We start from the raw sequence: 19,096 nt of genomic DNA on the forward strand, positions 1-19,096 counted from the left end.
ACTGCAATATATGCCTTCTTAACTATTTTTTAATTAGTATTTATTGACTTAACTATAATTTTTCTACTCTCCAAACCTTCATCTTACCGTATCTTTCTCCACATTCCCCTATATAATTAAATATCCTATTATTATATATAAATTCATTTACTCCATTGTTATCCCAAAAATAGCTCCATTCTACATTTACATTTTCTTCTTTAAATTCCTTTGGCTTCACTCCATCAGTTATTATTAGCCCACCTTCTACTAATTTTTCTAATACAGAGTTAAAAGCTATGGGAGAAAACCAATTAAAACTTGAACTAGCTAAGCTTTTACTATCTGCTCTATAGTAAAATATAGATATTCTATCTATATTCATCAAACTTAAGGATCCTTCAAATTTATGGCAAACTATTTCAATCTTCTTATTATTTTGGAACTTAGTTTTCCAAACCTCTTTTAAATTAAAATCTTCTATATTTATAAACTTAAAATTTGTCATAAGGCTTTCTTCCAAAGCCTTTACAGCATCATAATTATTATTGTTAGAAAGAGATATTGCAAAAGGAATAACATTACTAGAAAAACTTCCATATTCCCCATAATAAGGTCTATTTCTTTCTTCCTCTCCCTTGCAAACACCGCATTCCAATAGTGGCAATGATATTTTTCCTCCATCCGCAAAATGAAACTCCTTAATAGTATTAATAAAAAGAGCCAATGGCTCATAAGTATCTATACCACAACAAGGATAAAATAAACTGCCTTCTTCTATATTTATATTAAATAGCTGATTAAATCTTATTGTTATTTCCTGACAGGATTCTATATTATACTCATCATCATTATATATTCCATAACAACACTTTATATATTGACTTCTATTTACGTTAAACTGTAATCCTAATTCCTTAAGCTTGTCCAATATATATCTATCTAAAGAATATAACCCTGACTTTTGAAGACTTTCTACTTCTTCTCTATGAATTTCCACATTATATCCTAACATTGTGAATTTAAAATGCTCTCCTTCAATATCACTATTAACTTTAGCTCCAAATTCTTTTCCTAATGTTACTGATACATGTTTAAAGAATTTATCTACGGAATACTGTTTCGAAATTATAGATCTGACCCATACAGAAGTATTCATTTCCATCCTCTTTCCTACTAAAAGTTTATACTTTATTATAAAGGATAAAAATAGAAAGTCAATAGAAATACTTTGTTTGAAAAAAACAATATTATATATTAAAATAGATAATACTATAATTTAAATATATTTTTTAAAGGGAGGACGATTAAATGTCAGCAGTAAGTATGAGCCCACTAGCTTATGAAGAATTTAGCAAATTCTTAAAAGGAAATAATGTTACTACTAACGTAATTAGAATTAATTTAGCAGGTATGGGATGCGGAGGTCCAGCTTTTAACTTTACTCTAGATGCACAAAGACCTAATGACGAAATTACTAAAATAAACGACTTAACTTTTTTAGTAGATAATGATTTAATAGCACAGTTTGGAGGTTTCATTTTAACCTGTGATGAAGAAAATGGTATGGGTGGTTTTTCACTTCAAACATTGATACAAACTGATAATGATTGCTCCACTTGTTCTGGTTGCCATTAATAAAGAAGTGTAGTTCACTTTTTTAAAATACATATATCAGAACATAGAGTACATATAAATCTTAAATGGAATTTTTAAATTATAAAAATAAGATGGATAATTTTTCCCCATCAATTATAAATTTTCAATAATAATTTTCTTAATGGCAATAAACAACATCTATTTTGAAATCTATTTATTAAAAATTTTTCATAATAAAACGGAGAAAAATTATCCTTTATTATTTATTATTGACTTTTCACTACTATAAAATCTATACTGCACAATCCATATTCTATGCTTTAAAAAATTAATCATTACTTAAGATAAACTTCTTTAAAGCATATGCTGCTCCCTCTTCTTCATTGGTCTTTGTTATAAAGCTAGCTCTTTTCTTCAAATTTTCTGACGCATTTCCCATGGCTATTCCTAGACCTGCATAGTCTATCATAGGAATATCATTATCCCAATCTCCTATTGCTAATATTTCTTCTCTATCTATATTATAATATTTAGCAACTCTCTCTAGCATGAGTCCCTTATTAACTTTCTTACTAAAAATCTCTAAAAACATAGGTAAAGTAAATTCTATATTTATGTTTTCTAAAAGACTTTCTTCCAAAACTTCCTTTATTTTTAATAACTTTTGGTGTTCATCCACAACAATTATCTTATCTAAATCCATGTTATTTTTATAAAAATCAGATAATTTTCCCACCTCTATACAACTTCCTGTGTAATATTCATATCCTAAATAATTATTGGATTCTGACACATATGTATTTCCATTAATAAATAATATATTAAATTTATGTTCTTTTTCACAAAGTCTTATTATTTCTTTTCCTATAGATGGCTCTAGTGCCTCACTAAATACAACTTCTCCTTTGTTATTATAAACCTTGCATCCATTCATACCTATTATTAAATCTTGGATATTTAGTTCTCTCAAAAAAGGCTTTAGTGCTCTAAAATCTCTTCCTGAAACTAAGACTGTTTTAATGCCCTTCTCTTGAACCTTTTTTATAGTATCTATTACTCCATCCCTTAATAAATGTTCTTTATCCAATAACGTACCATCTATATCTAAAGCTACTAATTTAAACAAAGCTATCCCTCCCCTTTATTACTATTATGATTCCCTATAATATTAAATTCTAAATAATTTAAAAAAATCCTTTTAATCGAACTCCATATGAAGATAAAAACCAATTAAGCTTATATTCATTCATTTAATCATCATCTCTTAATATATTTATATTTTTCCCATCCATTACTTTATTCATATTTCTAACAGCACACATTTTCCCACACATTGTACAAGTATGTTCATCTTCTGGCTTAGAACTTTCCCTATACTTTCTAGCCTTTTCTGGATCCATAGCAAGCTTAAACATCTTTTCCCAGTTAAGTTCTCTTCTTGCTTTACTCATTTCATTGTCCCAAGTTCTTGCTCCTTTAATTCCTTTAGCAATATCCGCAGCATGAGCAGCTATTTTAGTAGCTACTATCCCTTCTTTCATATCTTCTAAATCTGGAAGTCTTAAATGTTCTGCTGGTGTTACATAGCATAAAAAGTCTGCTCCATAGGTAGCTGCAATTGCCCCGCCTATAGCACTAGTTATATGGTCATATCCAGGAGCTACATCAGTCACAATAGGTCCTAATACATAAAATGGTGCATCATGACAAAGCTTCTTTTCAAAAATCATATTTGCTTCTATCTCATTTAAAGCCATATGTCCAGGTCCTTCTATCATAACTTGTACATTTCTTTCCCAAGCTCTTTTAGTAAGTTCCCCTAATGTCATAAGCTCTTTTATTTGACTTGGATCTGTTGAATCTGCAATACATCCAGGTCTACATGCATCCCCTAAACTTATTGTTACATCATATTTTTCGCATATATCTAGTATGTCATCAAAGTATTCATAGAAAGGATTTTCTCTTCCATTTAACTGCATCCATGCATAAAGTAAACTTCCTCCTCTTGAAACAAAATTCATAAGTCTAGGATTTCTTTTAAATACCTCTGCAGTTTCCCTATTTATTCCTGAGTGAATAGTCATAAAATCCACCCCATCTTTTGCATGAGTTTCTATAACAGCTAATAATTCTTTTGCAGTTATATCCTTTAATTCTTTATCATAAAATCCTACAGCATCATACATAGGAACTGTTCCTATCATGGCAGGAGACATATCTACAAGTTTTCTTCTAAATTCTTGAGTTTTTCCAAAACAACTTAAATCCATTATAGCTTCTGTACTCATTTCTAAAGCTCTCTTCACTTTTTCAAGTTCCATATCTATATTACAGCAATCTTTTGAAATACCTAAATTAACATTAATTTTAGTTCTTAGTCCTTTTCCCACACCTTCAGCACTTAAACTATTATGATTTTTATTTGCTGGTATAACTACTTTTCCCTGTGCAACCAAACCCATTAATTCTTTTATATCCATATTTTCTTTTTTAGCTACTGCTTCCATCTCTTTTGTTACAATACCTTTTCTAGCAGCATTCATTTGTGTTGTGTAATTCATTAAAAACATCTCCTCTTAATTTAATTAAATACTCTTGGATAAGATGCCCTACGTTTATAAGGAACAAAAAAGGAAGCAAAACTTTGCCTCCCTCATAAAATGCTTTACATAACAAAAGCACAACTTTATATAAATAAAATCATGCTTATATTATACAAAGCTCTTCCCTACGCTGGTATTACCCAAGTCAGGTTATGAGGGTCTGAGATCTCATCTCACTCTCAGCCTATTTATAGGCTCCCCTAGATATATTTAGTTGTATTTCTACCACAAATTTATCATATATGTTTTTCCCTGTCAATAATAAATAATTCCTCACTATTTTCTTCAACGTTCTTTTTTTTCTTATTCCATGGCATAAAGGAATTTAAATAATCATCCGCCGTTTTATTGTATTTTATCATTACTATACCACTCATAAACTGAGCTATAACTAGCATAAAGAAAAATGCTGCATATTTATCCCATTGAAAATTAGGGCTAGCATATACAACAAATATTGCAAATACTACTGAAAAAATACATAATAAAATTCCTCTAAGCTTAAAGTTTATCTTTTTTTCCACAAGAAAACCCTCCTTAAATTATGAATTATGGTTAGTTTAACCATAATTCCATAATTTATTTAGGTTTGTGAAACATTTTTCTTTTCTAAACCATAAACTTATTTACATTCTCCATCATATCTTCAGTCATACTTTTCAGACTATGTGACGTAGCAGTTATATTTTCACTATGAACATTTATATGTTCCACAGAGCTTGCAATTTCTTCTAAAGAAGCAGATATCTGTTGTGCTACTGTAGAAGCTTCATTAATTTTTTCAAATATATCATTACTTTTTTCATCTACATTAGATGCATAATCAGTTAACTTTTCTATATTTGGTGTGACTTTTCCTACCATAAGTGTTATTTCATTAAAAGAATTTATAGCATTACCTATAATATTTCTTTGACTATTCAATTCTTCATTCATGAAACCAGTATTCTTTATAATGTCATCACTATCACTTGATATATTATTTATTAACAAATTTATACTTGCCACAGAGCTTTTACTTTGTTCTGCAAGCTTTCTAATTTCATCTGCAACTACAGAAAATCCTTTCCCATTCTCTCCTGCTCTAGCAGCCTCTATTGCCGCATTTAAAGCTAGCATATTAGTTTTTTCAGATATATTATTTATTAAGCTGTTTATTTCATATATTTGTTTAATTTTTTCTCCAAGTCCTAATACTTTATTAGAAAATGTTTTAAAAATTGTTTCTATATTTGTTACTGAATCTGTTAACAAGTTCATTTCTTTACTACTACCATCGGCCATATCACTTATAATATCTGCATTTATATTCATTTCAATTATACCTTCATTCATCTCCCTTAATTCACTACTAAACTTATTTACTTTTTCATTGATAGAAACTAGATCATTAGATTGTTCTTCTGTACCTTGAGTAATTTCCTCTAGAGCAGCTGAAGAACTCTGTAATGCTGACATTATTTCATTAGATATTTGATATAAATTTTCTCCTTCTTTATCTACAGATACTGAATTGTTTTTAACTTTATTAATCATATGTGCAATCTTATTTATTGTATTACTAAGTTCTCTACCAATGATTCCAAATTCATTTTCTCCGTATTCATTTAATGTAACTGTAAAATCTCCCTGTGCTATTTTTTTTATATCTTTTATAATTTTTTCAGAAGATTTTTTTATAACTTTACTTATACTTATGTATACAAAATTAAATATGAATATGCCAATTATTAATATGAATATGAATATCTTAATGAAAAATTTATATACATCATTATTAGCTTCACTTAATTTTAATGCTTCATCATTATTAAATTTTATTAAATAATTCAACTGTGACTCTACTTTGTCTCCGTAATAATCTAATTTATCTAAATCTGATTGTGAAAATTTATATCCTTTATCCAACTTGTTCTGCAATGCATTCCAATAAGATATATGCTCTGTATAATCCTTTTGTAAAGCTTGTAAAACATCATTTTCATCTTCATGTACATTTTGGGAAATATATTTATTTAACTTCTCCTTAATCTTGTTGTCATATTCTTTTATATTATTATCATACTCTTTTTTATATACTCCATTAGCCCTATTTATTTGTATTCTTATGTTCAGATAGTCACTTCTTACTTCATTTAAATAAATAAGTGGCTCCATATTTTCCTTATACATAACTAATGAATTATTATTAATATTCCTTATATAATTTACCCCTAATGTTCCTATAGTTATCATGAAAAATATTGCTACAATATTTAAAATAAGCATTGCTTTTGTAACCTTAAAATTATTAAATTTAAACATTACTAATCCTCCTTCGTTATACAGTTATTGATAATGATTATCATTCGCAATACCTTATCATTATACCAACCTTTAATAACAAATTCAATAGTTTTCCATGAATAACTACATTTTTTCTATTTATCTTCTTAAACTTTCTTGTAACATTAACTAAAAAAATACCTTCATTAGAAACCTCTAATGAAGGTATTTTTAGTTGGAACATATTTTATTTGGGATCTATTTTATTTGAAATATCTATTTAATAGACCTTTGAAAGCCATACCATGTCTTGCTTCATCTTTGCACATTTCATGTACTGTATCATGAATTGCATCTAAGTTAAGCTTTTTAGCTAAAGTTGCTAAATCTTTTTTACCTTGACATGCGCCATGTTCTGCTTCTACTCTAGCTTCTAAGTTTTTCTTTGTGTCAGCACAGACTACTTCTCCTAGTAATTCTGCAAATTTTGCAGCATGTTCTGCTTCTTCAAAAGCTATTCTCTTATAAGCTTCTGCCACTTCTGGGAATCCTTCTCTATCTGCCTGTCTGCTCATTGCTAAATACATTCCTACTTCTGTACATTCTCCCATAAAGTTTGCTCTTAATCCTTCTAATACTTCTGGATCTACATCCTTACCTATTCCAATTCTGTGTTCATCTGCCCAAGCCATATCCTCTGTCTTTTCTATAAATTTATCTGCACCTGCTTTACATAATGGGCATTGTTCTGGTGCCTTTTCTCCTTCATAAACATATCCACATACTGTACATACAAATTTTTTCATTTTTAAATTCCTCCAATTCATATTTATTATTTATATAATTTTTGTTTCATCTAATCTACAGTTATTATTATATAATAATTATTATTAATTAGCAATACCTTTTTTGAAATTTTTTTAAATATTTTTTCCAGCATTACTAATTGCATTAGTTATCCTTACTAAAGCCTCTTTTAAGATGGAACGAGAACAAGCTAAATTTACCCTTTGAAACCCTTGTCCAGTTTTTCCAAAAATATATCCATCATTAAAAGCTACTTTAGCATTCTTTAATAAGAAATCTCTTAGCTCTTCATCTGTCATCCCCAATGCCGTAAAGTCCACCCATGCTAAATAAGTAGCTTCTGCCTTAATAACTTTAATTTTAGGTAAATGTTCCTTTAAATAATTGTTTAGAAAATTAAAATTATCCTGTATATATTTAAGTACTTCACTATACCAGCTTTCCCCCTCATTATAAGCTGCTTCTAGCGCTACCATTCCAAATGTATTTAAATCTCCCATAGCATTTATCTTTAAAGTATGTAGAAATTCTTCTCTCAAGCTTTTATTAGGTATAATTATATTGCAAACTTGAAGCCCTGCTATATTAAAAGTTTTAGTTGGAGCTGTACATATTATTGTATTATTAGCAAAACCTTCACCTGCATTTGGGAAAGCAACATGTTTATATCCCTGGAATACTAGGTCAGAATGAATTTCATCCGCTACTACTATAATGTTATTCTTTAAACAAATCTCTCCAAGCCTTTTTAATTCTTCTTTTGTCCATACCCTTCCCACTGGATTATGCGGACTACATAAAAATAGTAATTTCACTTTGGAATCTATTTTCTTTTCTAAGTCGTCAAAATCCATATAATATCTGCCATCCACTAATTTTAATGGATTCTCAACTACAATACGCTGATTATCTTCAATTGCTCCTTTAAAACGATGATATACTGGAGGCTGTATAATTACCTTATCTCCTTTTTCTGTATAGCTTTGCACTATCCAATATAAAGCAGGCACTACTGCTGGTGCTGGGCAAATCCACTGTTTTTCCACTTTAAAATTATGGTGCTTATCCATCCAATTTATTACGGAATTATAATAGCTTTCTTTAGGAGCAGTATATCCAAACACTCCATGATCAGCTCTTTTTTTAATAGCTTCTATTACAATCTCAGGTACCTTAAAGTCCATATCCGCTATCCACATAGGTATTATATTTTCTTCGCCAAACTTGCTTTTGTTAAAGTCCCATTTTACTGAATTTGTATTATGTCTATCCTCAACTTTATCAAAATCATACTCCATCATAAATCCTCCTTTAAATGTAAAAACAATTAACTTTACCTAATTTTATCATAAAAAAATATACTTTACACTAAAAATCCACCTATTTCGTCTAGTTTTTTTATTAATTGATACATCTTATAATTATTGCTATAATCTTTCACTTAATTTAACTAAAAATAGCCATTGAAAACAGAAACTAATTTCTATTTTTAATAGCTATTTTTAGTTATCATTATTTTTATATCACATATAATGTTTATCGTTTATATGAAAACATTTTTTCCCAGTTATTAACACTTTATATCCTTAAGTTACTTTTTTTAAATTCAATTTTTTCATATTTTTCTTCATCTGCTATTATAAATATATTATCTTCAATTATATTAATATTTTTGTAATTTTTAGCAACCAATTTGTAAGATTTATCTAGAATCTTACCTACACCATAATATAATTTTTTATTTTCATTTATCTTTACTACATCTTCAATTAATAAATAAGGTACATCCTCTACTTCTCCCTTATATTCTAAGCTAATATCAGGCTTTGCATTATACGTGTATTGATTATCTTTTTTATCTATTTCCACAATAAACATTGTATCAGTCAATTTATTATCTCCATCTAGTACTTTTCTTTTAAAAAATATAATAGATTTATCTTCAATATTTTTTTCTAATATTTTAATACTATTTTCTTTGTCTGAAAGCTTACCAAGTTTAGCACTAAGCGCTGCTTCTAATGCCAAATCATAACTTTGATATTTAGCTATTGTCCTTTTTTTAAAAAAAGATACTGTTAGTAAGCTAAGAAATATAATCAGCATTAATATTATTATGACTCTATTCTTTTTCATTTTAAATTTTCCCCTCCAAAAGTCTAGGTGCTATAATATTTGGATTTATTAATATAGTATTATTTTCTTCACCTAATATTCCCATTAGATATATATCTGTATATAAATAATTACTATATATATATTTTGTTCCTCCCTTTACAGTAGTCCAATGTTAAATGTTTATACTCCGTTAAAAATCAATATTGAAAATTTATTATTTACTGTTGAAGTTACAAATATGAATTAAGGGAACTCTTTTTATGAGTTCCCTTAAAAAATGTTATATTATCAATACTATTGTTTAAAATACTATGATTCAGTAATGCTAAACATTGGTATAACCTTACTTTATAAATATATTTAGTGCCAAGACATTATATCTCATACCTTATTTTCCATTTTATTATTATACTAAGCTTGTCTTCTGATAGCTCTGCAAAGATTTCATGTCCCATTTGATTAACTAGTTTCTTAGCTATAGCAAGTCCAAGTCCTGTACTTTTTCCACTTCTAGTATGGTCTGCTGTAAAAAAACGATTGAATAAATATTTTACATCCTCTTTCTTTAAATCTTTTGCATCATTGGTAAATATCATTACTATATAATTTTCTTGCTGCTTCAAATCTATATTTATAAATTCCTTACTATATTTAAGCATATTTTGTATTAAATTTGAAATTATACGTCTTACTGCATTATCATCAGCAATAACTAATGATATTTTCTCCTCTATATTAAGAATAGGTTCTATTTCTTTACTAATAAAATCACTATAAAATAAAGCTATTATATCGCACATTATATTATATAAGTTAAGTGATTTAAGTTTAAATTTATATTCATTACCCTCAAGCCTTGATAAATCATAAAAGCTATTTATTAAAGATTGCAGTGATTTTGTTCTCCTTTTTACAATATCTATATATTCTTTTCTTTCATCTTCACATAAACTCTCCTCATCCATAAGTTGAATATATCCCATTATAGATGTCAAAGGAGTTCGTAAGTCATGTGATACATTGGCAATAGCTTGCCTAATTTCTAAATCCATTCTCTTATATTCAGCCTCAGTTTCACATTTTTCTTCTAAAGCTTTATTTATTTCTAAAGTTAGCTTTTTAACTTCTTTACTGGAAGTTGCTAATAATATTTTTGAATTGGTTTGAACTTTATTAATCTCTTTTAATTGATTGGTTATATTTCTTATCTCTTTATATTGTAAAATATAAAGGGTGGCAAATATACCAGCTATAATTATAAGAAAAATAATAATTAACTCTTGCACAAATACCACCCTTTCTCCCTATTTAATCTCTTTATTTTTTACATATATCATAGTTAAGATAGTGAATACTATTATATATATAGCTCCTATTAAAATTGCAAAATTCAAATTAGAATTTGTTAATTCCCCTTTTGCTAAAATATCTAAGTTAGTTGTAATAAGTATGTCATAAATATATTTAAATTTATCAGAAACAAGGTTTGAAAGTATTAAAATAATTTTTCTAAAAAATAAAAATATCATCACATACATCAGACTAAACATTGTATTACTTTTAATAACAAAAGCTAAAAAGGAACATATGGATATAGCTGCAATCCATAATACCATTGCCCCAGATAGTCTCATTATAAAATTTATTACAATATCTATAGAAAATTTATTACCAATAGGGAATAACATTATACTACTTCCAAAAAACACAGTTAATATAATAACCGCTGATATTATAGAAAGAATTATTGTTACAATAATTTTTGATAATACTAATTTATTTCTTTCAAATCCAAAAGATACAACATTTTTTAAAGTAACATGCTTTTCTTCTTCTGCTATACACATATCAACCATAGCTACTATCAAAAATACCGGAATCCCAAGCATAAAAGTTGCTGCTTGAAAAAGTACGGTTAAGCTCACATTCGAGCCAACACTAGTTATTTTCATAATTATGTTAATTGCCAATATAAAAATACATATTCCAAAAGTATAACCCCAAAAATATAACCTATTAAAATTTCTATAAAGCTCTGCTTTTATATAATTAAGCATGACGAGCACCTCCAATCAAATTGATAAAATAATTTTCTAGATTTGCACCAACTTGATTCATTGAGGATAACATGACTCCATTACTTACAAGAGCCTGAGCTACTATTTCAGGAGTATCTATGTGTTTATATAATCTAATCTCATTATCATTTAACACTTCATACTCATTGCAGTGAAGTTCTTTTTCAATTACTACAATGGCTTTTTCAATATTTTTCACTTTAATAGATATACATCTTCTACATTTTTCATTTAATTCTTTAGATGATATCTGCTCTATAAGCTCCCCATTATTAATAAACCCATACATAGTTGCTATCTGCGAAAGCTCTCCTAATATATGACTAGATATAATTATTGTAGTATTTCTTTCTTTATTTAATTTTAATAAAATTTCTCTAAATTCTACAATTCCCGTAGGATCAAGTCCATTAATAGGCTCGTCCAAAATAAGTAAATCTGGTGTTGCCATTAATGCAAGTGCTAAACCTAAACGCTGCTTCATACCTAATGAAAAGTTCTTAAACTTTTTCTTTGAGTCCTTTTCAAGGTCTACAATTTTAAGCACTTCATCTATGCACTCTTTTTCTGGAATTCCTCTTTGCATTCTATAGTATTCAAGATTTTTTCTTGCAGATAAATATGGATAAAAACTTGGAGTTTCAATTATACACCCTGTTCTCCTTCTAGATTTATTTAATCCACTTTGAGATGTTTCGTTAAATAAATCAATCTCTCCATTTGATGGCATTGTAAGCCCGCATATCATTCTAAGCAAAGTGGTTTTTCCCGCTCCATTTTTGCCAACTAGTCCATAAATCTCTCCCTTTTTTACCTCTATATTAATATTATTTGCAGCTAGATGATTACCATACTTTTTGGTAATATTTTTAGTTTTAAGTACTATATCAGCCATGTACATACACTCTCCCTTCTTGTATAACCATATTTTAAAATATAATTAACAAGATACCCTAAAGAAAACATTAAGAAAGTATTAAGTTTTATGACTAAGTTTATACCCTATTCCCCAAACAGTATGTATATATTCCGTGTCAGGATTAATTTTAGCCAATTTTGAACGAATGTTACTTATATGTACATTTACTGTATTATCATCACCAAGAAACTCCTCATTCCAAGCATGTTCAAACAAATTAGCCTTTGTAAAAACCTTACTTGGATTAGTCATTAAAAGTTCTAATATGGTAAATTCTCTTGCTGTAAGATAAATTTTTTCATTTCTAACTGTAACTTCTAAAGTTTCACGGTTCAAAACTAAATCCTTAAATACTAAAGTATTACTTTTCCCAGATGTATTTGAAAATATCATATACCTTCTTAACTGAGCCTCAATTCTTGCCAAAACTTCATTGGTATCAAAAGGCTTAGAGATAAAATCATCTGCACCAAGTTTTAACACTCCTATTTTTGTATCCTGTTCAGTTTTTGCAGAAATAACTATAAGGGGCATAATTTTAAGTTTTCTTATTTCACAAATAAGTTCCTCTCCTGTTATTCCAGGCAACATTAAATCCAATAAAACTAACTGAAAATCCTCATATTCAACACACATTTTAGCCTCAGAACCTGAATAAGCACTTCTTACATTATAGCCCTGTTTCCTCAACATTTTACAAAGTAAATTGTTTATATCTACATCATCTTCCACAACCAATATGTTTATATTATCATTCATACCAAATATCACCATCTTGTCTTTAAAATTAAGCTAATTATAGCATATAATTCATATAGTGTGATTATACCCTTATAGTGCTGTGTACCATAATTATATTTTACAATATTCTTATAATGCTATATTATTGAAGTATACATTTTGTCGAATGAGGAGATTGAATATGAAAACTTATTCAAATGGTGAAGTTTCATGTTATAAAGATATGGAGGAATATAAAGTTGATATTAATAATACCATTAATTCTATGCTATCCAAAAACGAAAGACTAAGCTTCGCCATTGTTGCAGAAAAAACAAATATAGACCCTTTAGTTATAAGGATGTATCCAGAGCTTAGAACTTACATATTAGAAAAAATAAAATATTATAAAGAAATGAAAGTTATAAGTGATAAGATAGATAAGGCAGTTAAATCATTATTAAAATCAAATAAAAATTTATCATTTATATCCATAATGAATAAATGTAAATTTTCATTAAATGTTGTTTATAAAAATAAATATATAAAAGATAAAATTATAAGTGCATTAACAGATAATTTAAAAACCCCATGAATTTACATGAGGTTTTTTTAATTATCTTTTTAATCCTTAGACTTGTCCAAAGCTAAGCATAACTTCATACTAAAGTTTACTAGCTGCTTCTTTATCTATAATTACAGTAACATCATTATGAAGTTGTAATATAGATGCTGGAGTTTTAGGAGTTATCTTGCCTTTCATAGTTTTAAATATAGCCTCTGCTTTTGACTCACCGCAAGCAAGTAAAATTATTCTCTTAGAATGCATTATTGTTTTTATTCCCATACTAATAGCTTTTGTAGGAACTTCTTCTATAGAGTCGAAAAATCTTGAATTTGATTCTATAGTTTTTTCATCTAAATTTACAAGATGTGTTTCTGCTTCAAAAGTAATATCAGGTTCGTTAAAACCGATATGTCCATTTACTCCTATACCTAATATTTGAAGGTCTATTCCTCCCTGATCTTGAATTCTCTTTTCGTAATTTTTGCACTCAGCTTCTATATCTTTAGCAGTTCCATCTGGTATATTTATATTTTCTTCTTTAATATTAATATGTTTAAACAAATTTTCTTTCATATAATAATTATAACTTTGAGCGTTATTCTTACTTAATCCATAATATTCATCTAAATTAAAGGACTTAACATTTGAAAAATCTATTTCTTTATTATTATACATTTTTATTAATTCCTTATACATTCCTAAAGGAGTATCCCCTGTTGCTAGTCCAAGGATACTATTAGGTTTTAGTATAATCTGGCTAGCCACCATGATCGCTGCCTTTTCACTCATTTTGTTATAATCATCCACAACTATAAGTCTCATTTATAAACCACCTTCTAATTTATTATTAACATTTAAATACTGTTTTACCTTCTATTATAGTATGCCTTACATTGAATGCACTATCAAGTATAATTATATCTGCATCTTTTCCTATATCTATGCTTCCTTTTTTATGGTCTATCTTTATATCCCTTGCTGGATTTATTGAAGCCATAGCTACTACTTCCCATACTTGAAGATTTGTGTTTTCTAAAATATTTTTAATAGCTTTATTTAACGTTAAGATACTTCCAGCTAAAGTTCCATCTTCTAATCTTGCTGAACCTTCTTTTACTATTACCTTTTGTCCGCCCAACTCCCATACTCCATCTTGCATACATCCTGCCTGCATAGAATCAGTTATTAAAATAATTTTATCTTTTCCTTTCACCTTAACTAAAATATTAAAAATAGCTTTATGAACATGTATTTTATCCGCTATAATTTCACAAGATACATCAGTATTAAAAATAGCACCTACAACCCCTGGCTTTCTATGATTCAAAGGAGTCATAGCATTGAAAGTATGTGTAGCATGACTTACTCCATTAACTATAGAAGAAATAGCTTCTTCATAAGTAGCATTAGTATGTCCTATAGATAAAACTATATCTGTTTCTTTTTTTACTTTTTTTATAAATTCATTCTCTTTATCTTTTTCTGGAGCAAGTGTTATAATTTTTATAACATCTTCAAATCCTTTTATAAAATTAAAATCTGGATTTATTATATAATCTGCATTTTGGGCTCCTTTGTAATTTTCATCTAAAAAAGGCCCTTCCATATGAGCACCTATTACCTTAGCCCCACCTAAATCCAAATTCATACATTCTCTTACAACACTAAAAGCATTATATATATTCTCTTTACTCATAGTCATAGTAGTAGGTAAAAAAGCTGTAACTCCATTTTTACATATAGTATTACTTATTACTTTTATAGACTCTATCTCTCCATCCATAGTATCCTTTCCACCTGAGCCATGTATGTGCAAATCTATAAGACCTGGAGAAACATAATTATTTTCTGCGTCTATAATTTCCTCTAAATCAAATTTTTTCAATTCACACTTGTCTGCTATTTCTAATATCTTTTTATCAAATATTATTGCTTTATTCTCTAACAATTCATCCTCAGTTATTATTTTTCCATTAATTATAGCTCTCACAAATTTCATCTCCCTTTTTAGCTACTTAACATTTTTTAAAGCATCATAAACTATACCTTTATTTCTATCTAAACAAACTTTAGATTCTTCTAAACTCATTCCAGTTTTAATCATTACTATAGCTATTTTAGGGTCATAATCACATTTAGATAATATTTCATCCACATTATGCAGTTCTTTTCCTACTGCTAATTGAACTATCTCTTTTACTCTATTTTTAAGCTTCTTATTTATAGGCTTTACATTTACCATTAAATTTGAATAAGTCTTTCCTAACTTAATCATAGCTGTAGTACTTAACATATTTAAAATCATTTTTTGAGCTGTTCCAGCCTTCATTCTGGTAGACCCCATTATTACTTCTGGTCCTACATCTACAGCTATAGTTAAATGGCTAACTTCTTTTATTTTGCCTTCTTTATTACACATAACTCCTATAGTTTTACATCCTATTTTTCTTCCATACTCTAATGCTCTTCTAACATAGGGTGTATTTCCACTAGCACTTACTCCTACTAAAACATCTTTTTTTGTTACTTCTCTTTTGTCAACATCCTTTACAGCTAGATTTTCATCGTCTTCTGTATGCTCTAACCATCCGCTTATAGCTTTTTCTCCTCCTGATATAATACCTTGTACCATAGAATCATCTACTCCAAAAGTCGGTGGACATTCTGATGCATCTATAACACCAAGCTTTCCACTAGTTCCACTTCCTATATAGAATAGCCTACCCCCTTTTTTCATGCTCTCTACAATAATATCTACTGCTTCTGATATGTGAGTTAGCTCTTCTTCAACTGCGTATGCTACTTTTTTATCTTCATCATTTATTTTTTTTAATATGTCAAAAGTACTAAGGCTATCTAAATTTAAGGTATTAGCATTTCTTTTACTCATAAGACACATCTTCTTTCTATACTTAAAATTATTTTAATGTTATCTCATATTTATATATGTCACTTCTATAAATAGCTTTTGTATATTCTACTGGAGTTCCATTTTCCGTATAAGTTGTTCTTCTAAACATAAGTGCTAAAGAACCTTCATTTTGATTTAATAACTCAGCTTCATACTCATTAAGCATTATAGGTTCTATTGTCTGTTTAGCTTTCACCAAGCAGTACCCATATTTTTCTCTAAATGTAGAATATAAAGACTTGCCAGTTATAACCTCTTCAGTCATGTCAGGACATAAATTATATGGTATCCATACTGTTTCTATTGCAACCGGTTCCCCTTCACTCCTTCTCAATCTATTTATTTCAATAATGTTGTTTTCGCTGTTTGACATACATAACATAGATTTTATTTTTTTAGTAACTTCTTTTATCTGAAAAGATAAAATCTCTGTATCAGTTTTTAGTCCCTTTTCTGCCATTTCTTCTGTAAAACCCTTTAATTCTGATATTTGCTGATTTTCCTTAGGTTTAGCTACAAAAGTTCCTTTTCCCTGTTCTCTATATAATAACCCTTCATTCACTAAAGACATAATTGCTTTGTTTACGGTCATTCTACTAACACCTTGTATCTCACAAATTTCTCTTTCTGTTGGTATTACTTCACCTGTTTTAAGTTCTTCATTTTCAATCATCTCTTGTAAAATTTCTTTAATCTGATAATGCAATGGCAAGGGACTACTTTTACATATCTTTCTCACTATAGTTCCTCCTCACAATATGTTAGTTCATCCAAGGTTTTATTTTAAAATAATTCTTAATCTATTCTATGAATATTGCATATATTTAATAAAATTTTAAATTAGGCATATACAAAATATTACCATATATGTTATTATAGCATTATATTGATATGTTGTATATACAAATACTTTATCTTTATTATTTATTTATAAATATAAGTACCTAAAATTACTAATATAAATATTAAACCTTAATATCACGTTTTGCTTTTTTGTGAATGGGAGGTATGTTTTATGAAAAATTTATCAATTAGCAACTATAGAGTTATAAAAGTCTTTAATAATAATGTTCTTTTGGTAAAACAAAATGATGTTGAAAAAATACTATTCTATAAAGGAATAGGCTTTGGTAAGCATACAGGTGATATTATTCCTTCAGAAACAAAGGTGGACAAAATATTTGTTATAGAAAATAAAGATAACTATAAAAATTTTAAAGAACTTATTTCTCGTACTGATAGTAATATTGTAGGATTATGTGAGGAAGTAATTTCAATGATTTCTGATAGCTTAGGAGAACAACTCAATGAAAAAATACATGTTTCACTTACAGATCATATTTCCTATACAATAATAAGACTTATGAACAATGATGAAATCGAAAATCCTTTTCTTGTTGAAACTGAAACTTTATACAAAAAAGAATTTGAAATTGCAAGAAAAGCTGTAAGTATGCTGGAAAATCGTTTAAATATAACCATACCTGATGGAGAAATTGGTTTTATAACCTTACATATACATTCTGCAAGAAACCAAGGTAAGTTGTCTAATACTCTAAAATATACTTTTTTATGCAATACTATAATAGAATTTGTAGAAGATGAATTAGATATAGAAATTGATAGACAATCCCTGGACTATGCACGTTTTTTAACTCATATTCGCTTTGCCATTGAAAGAATTTTAAATGATACTCCTATAAAAAACGATCTTTTACCAACAATAAAAAAACAATATGCCGCATCATATAAACTTGCGGAAAAAGTAAGCAAAATAATTGAAGATGAATTATATCTAAAAGTTGTAGAAGATGAGACTGCCTATATATCAATTCATATGGAAAAATTCATGAATTTATCTAACAAATAATGTGAAAAGCCTCTTGCAAAGATGCAAGGGCTTTTCCTTTTTACTTAATCTTATAAGTGAAAATAGTATCTTTTCCTGCTGTGACTTTAATATCTACATTATTCTTTATTTCTTTAATTTTTTCCATATTAGTAATTAATACAGGACTAATTAAAGAATACCCTTTTTCTTTTATAAAATCCCTATTTATTTTAATTATAGGATCTCCAACTTTAACTCTACTTCCCTCCTTTGCTAACCTTTCAAAACCCTCTCCTTTTAAATTTACTGTATCTATCCCTATATGAACTAGTAATTCTATTCCATTATCAACAGTAATACCAAAAGCATGATTTGTTTTAAATATTAAAGATAATGTACCTTCTACAGGGGATACTATAGTATCATCTGAACACTCAATTGCAACTCCATCTCCTGCTAATTTACCAGCAAAAACATCATCAGGTACCTGTGATAAATCTAATACTTTTCCACATATAGGTGCTATTACAGAATTATTTTTTTTAAATACGTCAAACATATATTGCCCCCCTAAAAATAATTATTTATGCAAAAAAGGCATAAGTTACAAACTTATGCCTGATTTAACAGTTACACGCCTTCTTTGTTAATAAGTATATATCCTTCAAATATATTTGTCAATATTTGAAATTGGC

21 protein-coding genes and 1 riboswitch are annotated in these 19,096 nt (G+C 28.0%); of the genes, 3 read left to right on the top strand and 18 right to left on the bottom strand.

What is annotated here, in order from left to right:
* Positions 1–52 precede the first annotated feature (52 nt).
* Complete coding sequence (locus tag T514_RS0106920) at positions 53–1,138, bottom strand: hypothetical protein (RefSeq protein WP_027624115.1); 1,086 nt, start codon at positions 1,136–1,138, stop codon at positions 53–55.
* A 152-nt stretch (positions 1,139–1,290) separates the two neighbouring features.
* Here T514_RS0106920 and T514_RS0106925 point away from each other — a divergent pair, with 152 nt between their 5' ends.
* Positions 1,291–1,617: a HesB-like protein gene (locus T514_RS0106925; protein WP_027624116.1), complete on the top strand. Its 327-nt coding sequence runs from the start codon at positions 1,291–1,293 to the stop codon at positions 1,615–1,617.
* A gap of 289 nt (positions 1,618–1,906) precedes the next feature.
* Here T514_RS0106925 and T514_RS24065 read toward each other — a convergent pair whose 3' ends face one another.
* The 12 genes from T514_RS24065 to T514_RS0106980 all read right to left on the bottom strand — a co-directional run bounded on the left by T514_RS24065 (position 1,907) and on the right by T514_RS0106980 (position 13,130).
* Positions 1,907–2,704, bottom strand: a complete 798-nt coding sequence (locus T514_RS24065; RefSeq protein WP_034868371.1) for a Cof-type HAD-IIB family hydrolase — start codon at positions 2,702–2,704, stop codon at positions 1,907–1,909.
* Positions 2,705–2,828: 124 nt separating this feature from the next.
* Positions 2,829–4,142: a phosphomethylpyrimidine synthase ThiC gene (thiC, locus tag T514_RS0106935; protein WP_027624117.1), complete on the bottom strand. Its 1,314-nt coding sequence runs from the start codon at positions 4,140–4,142 to the stop codon at positions 2,829–2,831.
* A gap of 147 nt (positions 4,143–4,289) precedes the next feature.
* Positions 4,290–4,396: riboswitch (TPP riboswitch) on the bottom strand.
* A gap of 24 nt (positions 4,397–4,420) precedes the next feature.
* A complete protein-coding gene (locus tag T514_RS0106940) occupies positions 4,421–4,708 on the bottom strand; it encodes a hypothetical protein (RefSeq protein WP_027624118.1) in 288 nt (95 codons plus the stop codon).
* Positions 4,709–4,793: 85 nt separating this feature from the next.
* Positions 4,794–6,488 carry a methyl-accepting chemotaxis protein gene (locus tag T514_RS0106945; RefSeq protein ID WP_027624119.1) on the bottom strand — a complete coding sequence of 565 codons (1,695 nt, stop codon included), beginning with the start codon at positions 6,486–6,488 and terminating at the stop codon, positions 4,794–4,796.
* A gap of 40 nt (positions 6,489–6,528) precedes the next feature.
* Complete coding sequence (locus T514_RS26520; RefSeq protein WP_156939824.1) at positions 6,529–6,693, bottom strand: hypothetical protein; 165 nt, start codon at positions 6,691–6,693, stop codon at positions 6,529–6,531.
* A gap of 19 nt (positions 6,694–6,712) precedes the next feature.
* Positions 6,713–7,255, bottom strand: a complete 543-nt coding sequence (locus T514_RS0106950; RefSeq protein ID WP_027624120.1) for an NADH peroxidase — start codon at positions 7,253–7,255, stop codon at positions 6,713–6,715.
* Positions 7,256–7,369: 114 nt separating this feature from the next.
* Positions 7,370–8,557 (bottom strand): PatB family C-S lyase, encoded by a 1,188-nt coding sequence (locus T514_RS0106955; protein WP_027624121.1) that lies wholly within the window; start codon positions 8,555–8,557, stop codon positions 7,370–7,372.
* Positions 8,558–8,834: 277 nt separating this feature from the next.
* Positions 8,835–9,392: a hypothetical protein gene (locus tag T514_RS0106960; RefSeq protein ID WP_027624122.1), complete on the bottom strand. Its 558-nt coding sequence runs from the start codon at positions 9,390–9,392 to the stop codon at positions 8,835–8,837.
* Positions 9,393–9,748: 356 nt separating this feature from the next.
* Entirely contained in the window at positions 9,749–10,660 is a 912-nt protein-coding gene (locus T514_RS0106965) for a sensor histidine kinase (RefSeq protein WP_034868376.1), read from the bottom strand.
* 18 nt (positions 10,661–10,678) lie between these two features.
* The gene (locus T514_RS0106970) at positions 10,679–11,431 is read right to left on the bottom strand and encodes an ABC transporter permease (protein WP_027624124.1); all 753 of its coding nucleotides are present in this window, start codon (positions 11,429–11,431) and stop codon (positions 10,679–10,681) included.
* On the bottom strand, positions 11,424–12,347 hold the full coding sequence (locus tag T514_RS0106975) for an ABC transporter ATP-binding protein (protein WP_027624125.1): 924 nt from the start codon (positions 12,345–12,347) through the stop codon (positions 11,424–11,426). Before T514_RS0106975 ends, T514_RS0106970 begins: the two co-directional genes overlap by 8 nt.
* 81 nt (positions 12,348–12,428) lie before the next feature.
* Positions 12,429–13,130 (bottom strand): response regulator transcription factor, encoded by a 702-nt coding sequence (locus T514_RS0106980; protein WP_027624126.1) that lies wholly within the window; start codon positions 13,128–13,130, stop codon positions 12,429–12,431.
* A 163-nt stretch (positions 13,131–13,293) separates the two neighbouring features.
* On the opposite strand from T514_RS0106980, the gene T514_RS0106985 reads away from it, so the two are divergent.
* Positions 13,294–13,686, top strand: a complete 393-nt coding sequence (locus tag T514_RS0106985) for a hypothetical protein (protein WP_027624127.1) — start codon at positions 13,294–13,296, stop codon at positions 13,684–13,686.
* A 69-nt stretch (positions 13,687–13,755) separates the two neighbouring features.
* Here T514_RS0106985 and nagB read toward each other — a convergent pair whose 3' ends face one another.
* Genes nagB through T514_RS0107005 form a run of 4 tightly spaced genes read right to left on the bottom strand, consistent with a single transcriptional unit; the run spans position 13,756 to position 17,309 of the window.
* Positions 13,756–14,481, bottom strand: coding sequence for a glucosamine-6-phosphate deaminase (gene nagB / locus T514_RS0106990; RefSeq protein WP_027624128.1), 726 nt, complete (start codon positions 14,479–14,481; stop codon positions 13,756–13,758).
* A 25-nt stretch (positions 14,482–14,506) separates the two neighbouring features.
* Positions 14,507–15,649, bottom strand: a complete 1,143-nt coding sequence (nagA, locus tag T514_RS0106995) for an N-acetylglucosamine-6-phosphate deacetylase (protein ID WP_027624129.1) — start codon at positions 15,647–15,649, stop codon at positions 14,507–14,509.
* Between the two features lie 21 nt (positions 15,650–15,670).
* The gene (gene murQ, locus T514_RS0107000) at positions 15,671–16,549 is read right to left on the bottom strand and encodes an N-acetylmuramic acid 6-phosphate etherase (RefSeq protein WP_027624130.1); all 879 of its coding nucleotides are present in this window, start codon (positions 16,547–16,549) and stop codon (positions 15,671–15,673) included.
* Positions 16,550–16,577: 28 nt separating this feature from the next.
* The gene (locus T514_RS0107005) at positions 16,578–17,309 is read right to left on the bottom strand and encodes a GntR family transcriptional regulator (RefSeq protein WP_027624131.1); all 732 of its coding nucleotides are present in this window, start codon (positions 17,307–17,309) and stop codon (positions 16,578–16,580) included.
* Positions 17,310–17,585: 276 nt separating this feature from the next.
* Here T514_RS0107005 and glcT point away from each other — a divergent pair, with 276 nt between their 5' ends.
* Positions 17,586–18,440: a glucose PTS transporter transcription antiterminator GlcT gene (gene glcT / locus T514_RS0107010; RefSeq protein ID WP_027624132.1), complete on the top strand. Its 855-nt coding sequence runs from the start codon at positions 17,586–17,588 to the stop codon at positions 18,438–18,440.
* A 40-nt stretch (positions 18,441–18,480) separates the two neighbouring features.
* Here glcT and T514_RS0107015 read toward each other — a convergent pair whose 3' ends face one another.
* Entirely contained in the window at positions 18,481–18,960 is a 480-nt protein-coding gene (locus T514_RS0107015) for a PTS sugar transporter subunit IIA (protein ID WP_027624133.1), read from the bottom strand.
* Between the last annotated feature and the right edge of the window lie 136 nt (positions 18,961–19,096).

Source organism: Clostridium lundense DSM 17049, assembly GCF_000619945.1.
Taxonomy (GTDB): Bacteria; Bacillota; Clostridia; order Clostridiales; family Clostridiaceae; genus Clostridium_AO; species Clostridium_AO lundense.